13 protein-coding genes are annotated in these 14,281 nt (G+C 73.5%); 11 read left to right on the forward strand and 2 right to left on the reverse strand.

What is annotated here, in order from left to right:
* Positions 1-128: 128 nt before the first annotated feature.
* The 6 genes from PV796_RS05000 (at position 129) to PV796_RS05025 (ending at position 6,117) form a co-directional block, all read left to right on the forward strand.
* Positions 129-1,136, forward strand: a complete 1,008-nt coding sequence (locus PV796_RS05000) for a phosphoglycerate dehydrogenase (RefSeq protein ID WP_274911686.1) — start codon at positions 129-131, stop codon at positions 1,134-1,136.
* Positions 1,133-1,921 carry a hydroxypyruvate isomerase family protein gene (locus PV796_RS05005; RefSeq protein ID WP_274911687.1) on the forward strand — a complete coding sequence of 263 codons (789 nt, stop codon included), beginning with the start codon at positions 1,133-1,135 and terminating at the stop codon, positions 1,919-1,921. The genes PV796_RS05000 and PV796_RS05005 overlap by 4 nt, the downstream gene beginning before the upstream one ends.
* Positions 1,918-2,580, forward strand: coding sequence for a hypothetical protein (locus tag PV796_RS05010; RefSeq protein ID WP_274911688.1), 663 nt, complete (start codon positions 1,918-1,920; stop codon positions 2,578-2,580). Before PV796_RS05005 ends, PV796_RS05010 begins: the two co-directional genes overlap by 4 nt.
* 85 nt (positions 2,581-2,665) lie before the next feature.
* Positions 2,666-4,057, forward strand: coding sequence for a GntT/GntP/DsdX family permease (locus tag PV796_RS05015; RefSeq protein ID WP_274911689.1), 1,392 nt, complete (start codon positions 2,666-2,668; stop codon positions 4,055-4,057).
* A gap of 78 nt (positions 4,058-4,135) precedes the next feature.
* The gene (gene otnK / locus PV796_RS05020; protein ID WP_342456884.1) at positions 4,136-5,410 is read left to right on the forward strand and encodes a 3-oxo-tetronate kinase; all 1,275 of its coding nucleotides are present in this window, start codon (positions 4,136-4,138) and stop codon (positions 5,408-5,410) included.
* Positions 5,407-6,117, forward strand: a complete 711-nt coding sequence (locus PV796_RS05025) for a molybdate ABC transporter substrate-binding protein (RefSeq protein ID WP_274911690.1) — start codon at positions 5,407-5,409, stop codon at positions 6,115-6,117. The genes otnK and PV796_RS05025 overlap by 4 nt, the downstream gene beginning before the upstream one ends.
* Positions 6,118-6,140: 23 nt before the next feature.
* Here PV796_RS05025 and PV796_RS05030 read toward each other — a convergent pair whose 3' ends face one another.
* The gene (locus tag PV796_RS05030; RefSeq protein WP_274911691.1) at positions 6,141-6,830 is read right to left on the reverse strand and encodes a GntR family transcriptional regulator; all 690 of its coding nucleotides are present in this window, start codon (positions 6,828-6,830) and stop codon (positions 6,141-6,143) included.
* A 278-nt stretch (positions 6,831-7,108) separates the two neighbouring features.
* On the opposite strand from PV796_RS05030, the gene PV796_RS05035 reads away from it, so the two are divergent.
* A complete protein-coding gene (locus PV796_RS05035) occupies positions 7,109-9,013 on the forward strand; it encodes a chloride channel protein (protein ID WP_446750557.1) in 1,905 nt (634 codons plus the stop codon).
* An 81-nt stretch (positions 9,014-9,094) separates the two neighbouring features.
* Here the strand turns inward: PV796_RS05035 and PV796_RS05040 are convergent, their stop codons facing one another.
* A complete protein-coding gene (locus PV796_RS05040) occupies positions 9,095-9,613 on the reverse strand; it encodes a MarR family winged helix-turn-helix transcriptional regulator (RefSeq protein ID WP_274911692.1) in 519 nt (172 codons plus the stop codon).
* A gap of 332 nt (positions 9,614-9,945) precedes the next feature.
* Here PV796_RS05040 and PV796_RS05045 point away from each other — a divergent pair, with 332 nt between their 5' ends.
* The 4 genes from PV796_RS05045 (at position 9,946) to PV796_RS05060 (ending at position 14,257) form a co-directional block, all read left to right on the forward strand.
* Positions 9,946-11,388, forward strand: a complete 1,443-nt coding sequence (locus PV796_RS05045) for a family 2B encapsulin nanocompartment shell protein (RefSeq protein WP_274911693.1) — start codon at positions 9,946-9,948, stop codon at positions 11,386-11,388.
* Between the two features lie 29 nt (positions 11,389-11,417).
* Positions 11,418-12,473, forward strand: a complete 1,056-nt coding sequence (locus PV796_RS05050) for a family 2 encapsulin nanocompartment cargo protein terpene cyclase (protein ID WP_274911694.1) — start codon at positions 11,418-11,420, stop codon at positions 12,471-12,473.
* A 32-nt stretch (positions 12,474-12,505) separates the two neighbouring features.
* Positions 12,506-13,381, forward strand: coding sequence for a geranyl diphosphate 2-C-methyltransferase (locus PV796_RS05055; protein ID WP_274911695.1), 876 nt, complete (start codon positions 12,506-12,508; stop codon positions 13,379-13,381).
* A 195-nt stretch (positions 13,382-13,576) separates the two neighbouring features.
* Positions 13,577-14,257: a DUF5701 family protein gene (locus PV796_RS05060; RefSeq protein ID WP_274911696.1), complete on the forward strand. Its 681-nt coding sequence runs from the start codon at positions 13,577-13,579 to the stop codon at positions 14,255-14,257.
* Positions 14,258-14,281: the final 24 nt, after the last annotated feature.

Below are 14,281 nucleotides of genomic sequence, written 5' to 3' on the forward strand. Positions count from 1 at the left end.
CACCGAAACCCGTCCGCTCCGACCCCTGGACTACGGGGTGCAATTCTATAGTATGTTCCTCCTCGCTCGACTGATGCTGCTCAACCGATACGAATCGACGCGGATCCGAGGCGGACGAGGAGAGCAACGTGACGGACGCGCACGTCCTGGTGACGACGAGCTGGCTCGGCCCGGATGACGAGGTGCACCAACTCCTCGTCGACGCCGGCCTTTCGGTCTCCTACCGGCCCTTACCCGATCGGACCGCCGACGACGGCCCGCTCCGGGAGGCCCTCGCCCGCTGCGACGCGGTCATCGCCGGCACCGCCCGCTTCGACGCCCCGTTCCTCGCCCGCGCCCCGCGGCTGAAGGTGATCGCCCGGACCGGCGCCGGATACGACAACATCGACGTCGACGCGGCGACCGCCCGCGGCATCGCGGTGTGCCCCACCCCCGGCGTCAACGGCCAGTCCGTGGCCGAGCACACCCTCGGGCTGCTGCTGAGCGTCGCCCGGGCGATCCCGCAGAGCGTCGCGGCCGTCCGGGCGGGCCGCTGGGAACAGCACAGCGGGCGCGAGCTCGGCGGCGCGGTGCTCGGCGTCGTCGGCCTCGGCGCCATCGGCCGCCGGGTGGCCACCATGGCCCGGGCCATCGGCATGGTCGTCGTCGCCCACGACCCGCTGGCGGACCGGGAGTTCGCGGACGCCCACGGCATCCGGCTGCTGCCGCTGGAGCGGTTGCTCGCCGCGGCCGACTTCGTCACCCTGCACCTCGCGCTGAGCCCCGCGACGCGCCACCTCCTCGACGCCGCCGCCCTCGCCCGGATGAAGCCCGGCGCCCGTCTCGTCAACACCGCGCGCGGCGGCATCGTCGACGAGGACGCGCTGGCCGACGCGCTCGCCGCGGGTGCCCTGGCCGGCGCCGCGCTGGACACCGTCGAGACCGAGCCGCTGCCGAACGGCCACCGCCTGCGCGGGTTCGACAACGTGCTGGTGACCGCGCACATCGGGGCGGCCACCAGGGAGGCGCGGGCCCGGTCCGGCCTGGCGGCCGCGCGCTCGGTCGTGGCGGTCCTGAACGGCTCCGTCCCGGAGCACGTCATCAACCCCGCGTTCGCCGCACGCGCCACCGCACCGCGGCGGGGCGGTGCGGCATGACCGGCCCGCGCTTCGCCGCCAACCTCACGTGGCTGTTCACCGAGGTCGACTTCGAGGCCCGCTTCGAGGCCGCGGCCGCCGCCGGGTTCGCCGGCGTCGAGTACTCCTCCCCCTACGACTACCCGGCGGCCCGGCTGCGGCGACGGCTGGCCGATGCGGGGCTGACCCAGGTGTTGCTCAACTCCCCGAAGGGCTCGCCCGGTTCGCCCGCCCGCGCGGGCCTGGCCTGCATACCGGGCCTGGAGGCGGAGTTCCGCGCGGGCATCGAGCGCGGCCTCGCCTACGCGGACGCCCTCGGCTGCGGGCTGTTGCACGTCGTCGGCGGGATCGTGCCGCAGGGCGTCGGCCGCGACCGGGCGTTCGCGCGTTACGTCACCAACCTCGCGTGGGCGGCGGAGCGGGCGGCCGGCACCGGGGTCCGCCTGGTCGTCGAAGCGCAGAACGGGCGGGACGCCCCCGGGTTCGTCCTCAACTCCCAGGCGCAGGCGGCCGCAGTGGTCGAGGCGGTCGGCGCTGACCACCTCGGGCTGCTGCTGGACTTCTACCACCTCCAGGTCGCCGAGGGCGATCTGGTCCGCACCTACCGGCGCCTCGCCGACCGGGTGTTCCACCTCCAGATCGCCGACCCGCCGTGCCGGCACGAGCCCGGCACCGGGGAGATCTGCTGGCGGGCGGTGTTCCGCGCGGTCCGCGACTCCGGCTACGACGGCTGGATCGGCTGCGAGTACGCGCCGCTCGCCGGGACGGTGCCGGGCCTGGGCTGGATGTCGGCGGTGGCGGAGTGAACGGCCCCCGGATCGCACTGATCAGCGCCGTACCGGCGGCGATCGCGCCCGCGGTGGACGCGCTGCGCGAGGGCTTCCCCGAGGCCGTGGCCTGGAACCTGCTCGACGACCGGCTGCTGGCGGACGCCACCGAACGGGGCGGTCCGGACGCGGAGTTGGCGGCGCGCATGGAGCGGCTGATCGCCCATGCCGTGCGCGGGGGCGCCGCTGCCGTGCTGCTGACCTGCTCGCTCTACGGGCCGGTGGCGGGGCGCGCGGCGGCCGGGGTACCGGTCCTGGCGCCCGATCAGGCGGCCTTCGCCGAGCTGGGCGCGGGCCGCTTCGGGCGGGTGCTGGTGGTGGCGTCGTTCGCGGGGGCGCGGGACGACTCGACGGCCCGGCTGCGCGCGGCACTGCGCGCGGCCGGCGCGGCGGTGGAGGTCCTCGGCGTGGCGGTGCCGGACGCGGCGGCCGCCGCGGGGGCCGGTGACGCGGCCGGGCTGGTCACCGCGCTCGCCGGCGGCTGCGCCGGTCGGTTGGCCGGCGTCGACGCGGTCTTCCTCGCCCAGTTCTCGCTGGCTCCCGCGGCCCGGGGACTCGCCTACGCCCTGGGCGTGCCGGTGGTGTCCGGCCCGGCGAGCGCGGCGCGGGCCCTGCGCTCGGCGCTGGGGCGCTTCTGACCGACCCGGTGCACACCGCCAACGCCCCTCCCCTCCACCGGACTTCGCCCGTCAGCCTCCCCCACCCGAACAGAAGAGGTGCAGCGTGGTCGCAGCTTCCGAGGCCGGCCTGCTCGCCACCGGCCTCCTCGGCATCATCGCCGTGGTCCTGATGATCACGACGCCGCTGCGGGTCCATCCGTTCCTGGCCCTGCTCATCGGCTCGCTCGGGATCGGCCTGGTCGCGGGCGAACGGCCCGCGGCGCTGGTCGATTCGGTCACCGCCGGCGCGGGCACCACGCTCGGCGGGACCGGTCTGATCCTGGTGTTGGGCACGGTCCTCGGCACCGTCCTCGCCGAGTCCGGCGCGACCGGGCGGCTCGCGGCGGCGCTGACCCGCGGCCGCACCCTCCGCAGCGTGCCGTTGACGGTGAGCCTGCTGTCCTTCGTCGTCGCCCTGCCGCTCTTCTTCGAGGTGGCGCTGGCGGTACTGCTGCCCCTGCTGTTCGGCATCGCCCAACGGGTGGCGACCACGATGCTCGACAGCGAGGGCCGGGACCCCAGGGGGCGGAGGACCTCGCCCCATCTCCTGGTCGGCGTACCGGCGTTGGCCACCGTCGCCTCGGTGCACGCCCTGGTGCCGCCGCACCCCGGGCCGACGGCCGCGGCCGGCGCCCTGCACGCGGACGTCGGCGCCGTCATCGGCCTCGGTCTGCCGGTCGCCGTGCTGACCACCGTGGTGGCGGGCCAGCTCCTCGCCGGGCCGATGGCGCGCCGGATGTTCCCGGTGCCGCCGCCCCGGCTCGTCGAGCAGTTCACCCGCCCCCACGACGGCGGCACCCCGCCGCGCCTGGCCGCCGCGATCGTGCCGGTGGTGCTGCCGCTGGTACTGGTGTTGGCGCAGTCGGTGGTGACCGTGACCCATGGGTCAGGGGCCTGGGCCGCGGTGTTCGGATTCATCGGCCGGCCGGTGGTGGCGCTGCTGGTCGCCGTCCTCGTCGCGAGGATCGGCCTCGGCCGGGGGCGGGGCGCCGGTCGGTTCAACTCCCAGGTGCAGGACGGCATTGCGGCCATTGCTCCGATCCTGCTGATCATCGGGGGCGGCGGCGCACTCAGCGGGGTGATGGTGGATTCCGGCATCGGGCGGGCGATCGCGCACGCCACGCACGCGCTCGGGATCTCCCCGCTGGTCCTGGCGTGGCTCATCGCGGTGCTCATCCGGCTCGCGGTCGGCTCCGCGACGGTCGCGGTGATCACCGCCTCCGGGATCGTCGCGCCGGTGGTGACCACCACGCCCGGGGTGCACCCGGCGCTGGTCGTGCTGGCCCTCGGCTGCGGCTCGATCATCTTCCCGCACCTCAACAACGCGGCCTCCTGGCAGGTCAAGGAGAGCTTCGGAATGTCGCTCGGGGAGATGTTCCGGTCCTTCACCGTCATCGAGACCACCGTCTCGGTGCTCGGCTTCGGCTGCGTGCTCGCCGCCTCCGCGCTCCTTTGACGCTTCCCGGACCACCAACTTCCTTGCATCGGGCGCCACTTGGCGCTCTTCCGACCATCAACGAAGGAACGATGTCCCGTGAGATGTCCCATGATCGGTGTGATCGCCGACGACGTCACCGGCGGCACGGACGCCGCGGCCGCCCTCCGGCGCCGGGGCCTGCGGACCCGGCTCGGCTTCGGCGTCCCGACCGGGCCCGCCGAGCGGCTCCCCGCGGACGCCGCCGTCCTCGCCCTCAAGACCCGCACCGCCCCGGCCGCGGACGCCGTCCGCGACGCCCTCGCGGCCGCCGACCACCTCACCGCCGCCGGCGCCGGCCAGCTCTACTTCAAGTTCTGCTCCACCTTCGACTCGACGCCGCGCGGCACCATCGGCCCGGTCCTGGACGCGCTGAGCGCGCGCACCGGGGCCCGTCCGGTCGTCACCGCCCCGGCCACCCCCGAGCACGGCCGCACCCAGTACCTGGGCCATCTCTTCGTCCACGAGCGGCTGTTGGCCGAGTCCTCGATGCGCCACCACCCGTTGACGCCCATGACCGATTCCCTGCTCCCCCGGCTCCTGGACGCCCAGAGCGCCCACCCCGGCAGCGCCGTTCTGGACCACCGGACGGTCGCCGCCGGCCCGGTGCGCATCCGGGCCGCGCTCGACGCGCTCGCCGGGCGGGCCCGCTATGTCTTCCCCGATGCGCTCGACGACGGCGACCTGTTGGCGGTCGCCCGCGCGGTGGTCGATGCGCCACTGGTCGCCGGCGCCGCCGGGCTCGTCGGGGCGCTCGGCGCCGTCCGGGCCGAGCGCGGCCTGCCCCAACACCCGGAAGGGGCCGGCCCGTTGAGGCCACCCGGCGGGCGCGCCGCCGTACTGGCCGGCAGTTGCGCGCGCCGCACCCTGGAGCAGATCGACGCGCTGCGGGCCGCCGGCCGCCCCGCCCATCTCCTCGACCCGCTCGCCGTGCCGGACCCGGACGCGCTCGCCACCCGCGCACTGCGCTGGTACGACACCGTCGACGCCGGGGCCGGGGTGCTGATCCACGCCTCCCGCCGCCCCGACGAACTGCGCACCGCGCAGCGGGTGTTGGGCGTCGCCCGCTCGGCCCGGATTCTGGAGGCGGCGATCGGCGCGATCGCCGTCGGCCTGGCCCGCCGGGGTGTGGCGCGGCTGGTCGTCGCCGGCGGTGAGACGTCCGGCGCGGTGGTGGCCGCGCTCGGGATCGCGGGCGGCGAGGTGGGCGTCGAGGCGGCCCGCGGCGTGCCGTGGATCCATCCCGCGGCCGGGCCGTGCCTGTTGCTGAAGTCCGGGAACTTCGGTGACCGGCGGCTGCTGTTGACCGCCTCGGCGGCGGAGGGGGAGGCATGAGCGCCGGCGCCACCGACTCCCGTCCCCTCACCCTGTTCAGCGCGCTGGCGGTGCGGAAGGCGTTCGACGACGGCCTCCTCGACGCCTTCACTGCCGGGTCCGGGACGCCGGTCACCGCCGTCTTCGACCCGACCGTCCCATTACTCCGCCGCATCGACGCGGGCGAGGCGTTCGACGCGCTGGTCGCGGTGGCCGGTTCCCTGGGCCCGCTCGCCGAGCGCGGCCTCATCGACCCCGCGACCCGAACTCCCCTCGCCCGGACCCGCATCGGCGTCGCCGTGCCGCCGGGCGCGCCGCACCCGGACCTCGGCAGCCGCGCCGCGCTGATCGCGGCGCTGCGCGCGGCCCGCAGCGTCGCCTACTCGCGGACCGGCGCGAGCGGCATCTACTTCGCGCGGCTCCTGGAGGAGCTGGGCATCGCCCAGGAGGTCAACTCCCGGGCGACCGTGATCGACAAGGGCTTCGTCGCCGAGGCCGTCGTGGACGGCCGCGCCGACCTCGCGATCCAGCAGCTCAGCGAGCTGCTCTTCGTCCCGGAGGCCGAGATCGTCGCCCCGCTTCCCCAAGAGGTGCAGCACACCACGGAGTTCGCGGTCGCGCTGAGCCCCGGCGCGTCGGCCGATCCGCGGGCCCGGTCGCTGCTGGCCCACCTCAGCGGCCCCCGCGCGGCCGCCTGCTACGCCCGCACCCGGCTCGAAGCGCTCTGAACGGCCGGGGCGGTCCGGGCCGTTCAGACGGTCCGGGCCGTCCCCTCCGTGCCGAGGATGCGGGTGCGCGCGTTGGTGAGGTGGCGGCGCATCAGCTCCGCGGCGCGCTCGGGTTTCCGCTGTTCCAGGGCCGCGCAGATCGCCCGGTGTTCCTTGACGGCGTGCGGGACGCCGGTGTGGCCGCGCTTGGTGAAGAGCCGGAAGCGGTGCATCTGGCCGCCGAGCGAGAGGAACGCCTGCTCCAGGAAGGGGTTGTCGCTCTGGGCGGCGATCAGGCGGTGGAAGGCGTCGTCGGACGTCCAGTAGTGCTGGAACCCGTCCGGCCGGTCGTCCGCGCTGGTGGCCGACTCCGCCAGCTCGTCCACCGCCCCGCGCAGGGTGGCCAGGAACTCCGGTGTCGTCCGGTGCCCGGCCTCCAGCGTGAGGGCGGGCTCCAGCACCATCCGTGCCTCGAAGAGCTTGCCGACCTCGCGGTCGGTCAGCGCGTCCGCGACCCGGTACCCCTTCAGGGCCTCCCGCCGGACCAGCCCGGTGTGCTCCAGCCGCGCCAGCGCCTCCCGCAACGGGGTCTGGCTGACGTCGAGTTCGCGGGCGAGCGCGCCGATGTTGAGCGGCGAACCGGCGCCGCGCTCCCCCGCGAACAGCTGTCGGAGCAGCACGTCGTACATGCGGTCCGCGAGGGGCTCGCGCGTGGAACGTGGCCTGGGCGACACGGCCCTCCTCCCTGCGGGGACTTCGGTTCGTACCCGTCGTGCACGGCGTACACGAGGGCGTTACGTACTGTACGACGTTCCCGGAGCCGGCCCTTCGTCGATCGCGACCCGAGCGGCGCGCACGGCGCGGGCGCCGAGCGGCGCACTCGGGCGCGCCATCGGTGCAAAACCGCCCCCGGGAGCCAACCACCGACCTGTCCGAGCCCTGGACACCCCCTGCTCGCAACTATTGCCCACTGCAATACTTCGGCCATGGAAGCCATGCGAGGAATATGTGCATGCCCGAGTCCGGACGGGCGGTCGTCGATAACCGGGAGCGGTGTCGCTCCGCGATGCGGTGGGGCGCCGCGGTGAGCGGGGCGCGCGAGCAAGGGGTGCGGCACCGTGGTGCGCACCTCGGCGATTTCACGGTCCAGCCGCGGATGTTGGTGATCTGCGGTTGGGCGCTGCTCGTGGGCGGGGCCGGTGCGGTCGCGGCCCTGGCGCTGTTGCGGCTGATCGGACTGGTCACCAACGTGGTGTTCTACCAACGGTGGTCGACGGCGCTGGTCGCCCCGGGGTTGGAGCACCGGCCGTGGTGGTTGGTGCTGGGCGCGCCGGTGGTCGGCGGCCTGGTGATCGGCTTGATGGCGCGCTACGGGTCGGAGAAGATCCGCGGGCACGGCATGCCCGAGGCGATCGAGGCGATACTGACCGGCGGCAGCCGGGTCGCGCCGCGGGTGGCGGTGCTCAAGCCGCTGTCGGCGGCGGTCAGCATAGGGACCGGCGGCCCGTTCGGCGCCGAGGGGCCGATCATCATGACCGGTGGCGCGATCGGCTCGATACTGGCGCAGGGGCTGCGGTTGAGCGCCGACGAACGCAAGACGCTGCTGGTGTCCGGCGCGGCGGCCGGCATGGCGGCGACCTTCAACTCCCCGTTGGCGGCCGTGCTGTTGGCCGTGGAGCTGCTGCTCTTCGAATGGCGGCCGCGCAGCTTCGTGCCGGTCGTCGCGGCGGTCGGGGTCAGCACCGTGGTCCGCGGCTTCCTGCTGGGGACGGCGCCCCTCTTCCCGGTCTCCGCCGCCGACCTGCACGCCACCCCGGTCGTCATGGTGCTCTGCGCCGTGGCCGGGCTGCTCGGCGGGGCGCTCGCGGTGGCCGCGACCTGGTTGGTATACCGGGCCGAGGACGGCTTCGCGCGGCTGCCGTTCCACTGGATGTGGTGGCCCGCCATCGGGGGGCTCGTCGTCGGCCTGGGCGGCCTGGTCGAACCGCGCGCCCTGGGCGTCGGCTACGACGTCATCGACCAACTGCTGACCGGGCGCGCCACGGTGTCCCTCATCGTCGGCATCCTGGTCGTCAAGACCCTGATCTGGTCGCTCTCGCTGGGCTCGGGGACCTCGGGCGGGGTGCTCGCCCCGGTCTTCATGATCGGCGGGGCGGTCGGCGCGGCCGAGGGGCTGCTCTTCCCCCATGTCGTCCCCGGTTTCTGGGCGATGATGGGGCTGGCCGCCGTGGTGGGCGGGGTGATGCGGTCCCCGCTCACCGGCGTGGTCTTCACCCTCGAACTCACCCACGCCTGGGGTGCGGTGCTGCCGCTGCTGCTCTCCTCCACCGCCGCCTACGCCCTCTCGGCGCTGCTGCTCAAGCGCTCGGTGCTCACCGAGAAGATCGCCCGCCGCGGTCTGCACCTGACCCGGGAGTACTCCACCGACCCGTTGGAGACCTTCTTCGTCGAAGAGGTCATGGAACGCCGGCCGTTGCTCCTGGAGGGTGGGGACGGCGTGGCGACGGCGATCCGGCTCACCAGGGATGCCGACGGCGCACCCGGTGGCGAGCGGCGGCTGATTCCCGTGGTCACCGACGAGGGGGCGACGGGCCTGGTGACGACCACGGGCGACCTGCTGGAGGCGGCCGCCCGGGACGCCGACGGGCCGGGGAGCAGCACGGTGGCCGACGTCTGCGGGCCATCGCCGGTGACGCTCCGGCCCGACGACACCCTGCGCCGGGCCGCCTACCTCTTCGCCGAACACGGCGTCACCCAGGCCCCGGTGGTCGCCCACGGCCCCGGCGGGCGGGTGGTGGGAACCGTCACCCTCCACCATCTGCTGCACGCGCGCCGGCACGACCTGACGGAAGAACACCACCGGCAGCGCCTCATCCCCGCCAAGCGGCGGCGCGAACCGGACGTGGTGCCCCTCTGAGCCGACCCCGAACTCCCGGGACGGGGCCCGCGCCACCGCGAAGACCCCGCCCCAGGGGTGCCCCGTCCCGGGAGAGCCCCGTCAGCGCTCCGTCAGCGAGTCGACGGCCCGCTCGCCGGAGGCGTCGGTCAGGGCGCGCAGCCCGCGCACCAACTCGGCGCGCCGGTCGACCGGGAGACTGGCGACGATGGCCCGGATCTCCCGGTGGCGATGGGCCATGACCTGCTCGACCAACTGCCGGCCCGGCGGGGTGAGGTCGAGGATGACCTCGCGGCGGTTGCCGGGGTTCAACTGGCGGTCCACGAAGCCGCGGGCCGCCAGCTTGTCGACCATCCGCATCGCCGTCGAGGCGTTCACGTCCAACCCGGCGGCGAGCGCGGCGAGATTCACCGGGCCCTCGCCGTGCAGGCCCACCAGGGTGCGCAGTTGGGGCAGCGTCAACGCCGGCTCGGTCTCGGCCAGCGCCCGTGCGGAGAGCGCGACGAAGAGCCGGGACGCGGTCATGACCGTGGCGGCGACCTCCTCCACGGTCTCGTGCAGCTCGTCCGCCGGCCGACTCGCGGGCCGCCGCTGTCCGTCGTCTTCGCTTTGTCGCGCCACACTGCTTTTATACCGTTCTGTTGGGTGGTGACGAACGGCGGGTGACCGGCGGACGGGTGCGGGGGAGCCGGGCGGAGCGACCGCGCACGATGGGGGCGCGGACACCACCTCCCGCGACGCCCGTTCCGTCCCATGTCACAAGTGGGGGCGCGTAGTTGTGAACTCGCGCTCCATAACGCAACCACTCGGGGTTTATGACTTTCCTTTGCGAAGCCGCCCCCCTTCGCGCCGTACCGAGATGATCTCCAGCCTGTTTCGCTGGTAGCTGCCACGGCCAACCCCCGTACCGCCGGCCGTCTTTGCTCACTTCTGTTCACGTCCCGGGAGGGAAAGTGCCCGTGCCGGACAACGCCACCGGTTCCGCTACCGACGAGCCCGACCTCGTGCCGCCCACAGACAGTGCGCTCACCAGCCTCAGCACCCAGGCCGCGCGGCAGCTCGCGACCACCACCAAGTCCGAGCCCCAGATGCAGGGCATCACCTCGCGGTGGCTGCTCAAGTCGCTGCCGTGGGTGGACGTCAAGGGTGGCACCTACCGGGTCAACCGGCGCCTTACGCTCCGGATCGGTCGCGGCCGGGTCCAGTTCGAGCACAACGGCGCGGACGACATCAAGGTGATTCCCGAGACCCTCACCGAACTGCCGGTGCTGCGCGGCTACGACGAGCCGGACGTCCTCCGGGAGCTCGCCGGCCGCTTCAGCGTCCGGGAGGTCCGCGCCGGGCAGGTGCTCTTCGAGACCGGTCAGCCCGCCACCGAGGCGTACCTCATCGTCCACGGGCGGTTCGCCCGGTACACCACCGGCAAGTACGGCGGGGAAGAGGTCACCGGCGTCATCACCGACGGCGACCAGATCGGGGAGGAGGCGCTCGGCCAGGCCGACCCGCAGTGGCGCAGCTCGGTCCGGGCGGAGACCCCGGGCGTGCTCATGGTGCTGCCCTGGGACGTGCTCCGGGAGTTCACCGACCGCGTGCCGTCCCTGGCCGCGCACCTGACGGCCTACGCGGAGCGCCAGCAGCTCCCGATGAACCGCAAGGGCGAGGCGGACGTCCCCGTGCAGGCGGGGCACGTCGGCGAGCCGACGCTGCCCGGCGGCTTCGTCGACTACGACCTCGCCCCGCGCGAGTACCCGCTCTCCCTGACCCAGACCGTGCTGCGGGTCCACAGCCGCGTCGCCGACCTCTACAACCACCCGATGGACCAGACCCAGCAGCAACTCCGGCTCACCGTCGAGGAGATCCGCGAGCGCCAGGAGTGGGAGCTGGTCAACAACCGGGAGTTCGGGCTGTTGCACAGCGCCGACTACGGCCAGCGGATCAGCACCTACACCGGCCCGCCGACCCCCGACGACATGGACGAGCTGCTGTCCATGCGCCGCAAGACAAAGCTCTTCCTGGCCCACCCCAAGGCGATCGCGGCCTTCTTCCGGCAGTGCAACAAGCGCGGTCTGGTGCCCGGTTCGGCCAGCGTCGACGGGCACGAGGTGCCCGCCTGGCGGGGCGTCCCGATCTTCCCGTGCGGCAAGATCCCGATCAGCGACGTGCACACCAGCAGCATCATCGCGCTGCGCACCGGCGAGGCGGACCAGGGCGTGGTCGGCCTGCACCAGACCGGTATCCCCGACGAGTTCCAACCCGGCCTGAACGTCCGCTTCATGGGCATCGACGACGCCGCGATCGTCAAGTACCTCGTCACCGCCTACTACTCGATGGCCATCCTCGTGCCCGACGCCGTCGGCGTCCTGGAGAACGTCCAGATCGGCCGGAGCACCGACTGACCGGTGGCAGCACCTAGGGAGCACCAACCATGAGCACGCCCCCCACCGCCGCCGGGTTCTCGCTGCCCGGCCCGCCGAACCTCGTCAGCTCGCTGCGGTCCCGCCGCACCGGGGCGGTCCCCGGGCTGAGGTACCGTCCCGCCGCGCCGGCCGATCCGGAGAAGGCCGCGGAGGTAGACCGCCGGTTGGAAGCCTGGGCCCGCGAGTTGGACCTCTTCCCAGCCCAGTGGTCCGGGGACTTCGCGGAGTTCCAGTGCGGCCGGGCCGTCGTCCTCCAGCACCCCGCCGCGGCCGACCTCGAACGCCTCACCGTCGCGGGCAAGTTCCTGCTGGCCGAGAACATCGTCGACAGTTGCTACTGCGAGAAGGACGAGGGTCGCGGCGCCGTGCGCGACCGCCTGGGCGGCCGGCTGGTCCTGGCGCAGTCGGCGCTCGACCCGTTCCACGGCGCTGCCACGCAAGAGGCGGAGTGGCGCCGGGGCATGCAGGCCGACGGCCCCCTGCGCTCCTACCAGGCGGCGATGCAGGACTTCGCGGCCGTCGCCACGCCCAGCCAGACGGACCGTTTCGTCCACGACATGGCCCGGCTGCACCTGGGCTATCTGGCCGAGGCGTCCTGGGCCCAGACCCGGCACGTGCCGCGGGTCTGGGAGTACTTGGTGATGCGGCAGTTCAACAACTTCCGCCCCTGCCTGTCCGTGGTCGACACCGTCGACGGCTACGAACTGCCCGAGGCGCTCTACGCCCGCCCGGAGGTCCAGCGGGTCACGGCGCTGGCCAGCAACGCCACGACCATCGTCAACGACCTCTACTCCTTCACCAAGGAGCTGGCCAGCGACCCCACCCACCTGAACCTCCCGCAGGTGGTGGCCGCCAACGACCAACGCGGCCTGAGGGCCGCCTACTTGAAGAGCGTGGAGATCCACAACGAGGTCATGGAGGCGTTCGAGACGGAGTCAGCACCGCTGGCCGCCAGCTCACCCCTCCTCGCACAGTACGTCCGGGGCCTGTCCGACTGGGTCGCCGGCAATCACGAGTGGCACGCCACCAACACCGATCGCTACCAGTTGCCCGACTACTGGTAGACCGAACAGCGCACCGCCGCAAGGAGTCAGCTTTGACCATTGCCCACGCCGACACCGCCCGTACACCGGTGCCGACCCAGTCCACGTACCAGTCGCGGGTCGCGGACTACTGGAACACCGAGGAGAACCCGGTCAACCTCGAACTGGGGAAGATCGACGACCTGTACCACCACCACTACGGCATCGGGGACGCCGACCGGTCGGTACTGGACGAGCCGGACCTCGCCCTGCGCCGCGAGCGGACCACCGCCGAGCTGCACCGCCTGGAGCACACCCAGGCTGAGCTGCTCGCCTCGCACCTCGGTGACCTCTCGCCCACCGACCGGGTCTTCGACGCCGGTTGTGGCCGCGGTGGCGGCAGCGTCACCGCGCACCTGCGCTACGGCTGCCACGCCGACGGGGTCACCATCTCCACCAAGCAGGCCGAGTTCGCCAACGAGCAGGCCCGCAAGCGGGGCATCGACGACAAGGTGCGCTACCACCACCGCAACATGCTCGACACCGGTTTCGAGTCCGGCGCGTACGCGGCGTCGTGGAACAACGAGTCGACCATGTACGTCGAGCTGGACCTGCTCTTCAGGGAGCACGCCCGGCTGCTGCGGCGCGGGGGCCGGTACGTCACGATCACCGGCTGCTACAACGACGCCTACGGGCGCGCCTCCCGCGAGGTGTCGTTGATCAACGCCCATTACATCTGCGACATCCACCCCCGCTCGGAGTACTTCCGGGCCATGGCCAACAACCGGCTCGTCCCGGTGCACGTCGAGGACCTCACCCAGTCCGCGCTGCCGTACTGGGAACTGCGCCGGGAGGCGGACCACTTGGTCACCGGCATCGAGGACACCTTCCTCAACGCCTACCGCAACGGCAGCTTCCAGTACCTGCTGATCGTCGCCGACCGGGTGTGAGGTGATGGGGCCGCGCCGTCCCTTGCGCGGCCCCATCACCCGACGACCGGGGGCGGCCGTCCCTACCGTGCGCTCATGCGCACCGCGCTCGGCGCCGGGGGCGTCGCGCCCTCGGCAATTCCGGGACCACGGGAACATTCCGACCGGCGGCCACGTTGGCCCAGGGCCCGACCGCCTCACGACCCCGGGAGAACCGTGCCCCACACCACGCCGCCCGTCGACGCCCTCTCCCCCGCCCTTCCCGCCCTCGACGCCCAGGCCGAGCGGCTGATCGGGCTGGGGGTGCACGAGATCGCCGGGCTGCCGGCGGCCGAGGTCCGCGCGTTCGCCGCCACCGTCGCCTCCCGGGCGGGCGACGAGGGCGCGCTGCTCGCCGTCCACCCGGACCGCGCCCCCGCCTCCGCCCTCGCGCCGCTGCTCCGCCACGGCGGCAAACCCGGCTTCGTCGTCGTCGACATGCCCGACGTCGACCACTTCGCCCCGCTCGCCACCCTCCCCCTGCCCGACGCCCCGCTCTACCTCCTCACCAACCCCGACCGCGGCGACCACCTGGCCAACTGGAGCCCGAACGAGGCGCTGCCCGCACTCACCGCGGACGCCCGCACGCCGCTGCTGCTCACCGAGGGCATCCACTGGGTCCTCCAGCAGCCCGCCGTCCTTGAGCGCAACCACTGCTTCATGACCATCGGCTCCCGACTCCCCAAGCCCAACGGCACCCTGGACGCCCGCACCCCGGCCCTCTGGCTCAGCAACGGCACCGGGCGGGACGGCCGCGAGCGCCGCAACGCCCCCAAGGTGGGCTGGTGTTGGGCGGGCAACCGCCACACCTGGCTGGGCTTCGCCTCCGCGTCCGGCCGACGGACCCAGGACGCGTAACGGGGCGGGCATCGCGTAGCGGGG

The sequence above is a fragment of the Streptomyces sp. WZ-12 genome, assembly GCF_028898845.1.
GTDB lineage: Bacteria > Actinomycetota > Actinomycetes > Streptomycetales > Streptomycetaceae > Streptomyces.

Bases quoted from the DNA above. Each gene is read 5' to 3' on its own strand.
- PV796_RS05025 (WP_274911690.1), top strand. From the start codon at position 5,407: ATGAGCGCCGGCGCCACCGACTCCCGTCCCCTCACCCTGTTCAGCGCG.
- PV796_RS05005 (WP_274911687.1), top strand. From the start codon at position 1,133: ATGACCGGCCCGCGCTTCGCCGCCAACCTCACGTGGCTGTTCACCGAG.
- PV796_RS05050 (WP_274911694.1), top strand. From the start codon at position 11,418: ATGAGCACGCCCCCCACCGCCGCCGGGTTCTCGCTGCCCGGCCCGCCG.
- PV796_RS05035 (WP_446750557.1), top strand. From the start codon at position 7,109: ATGCCCGAGTCCGGACGGGCGGTCGTCGATAACCGGGAGCGGTGTCGC.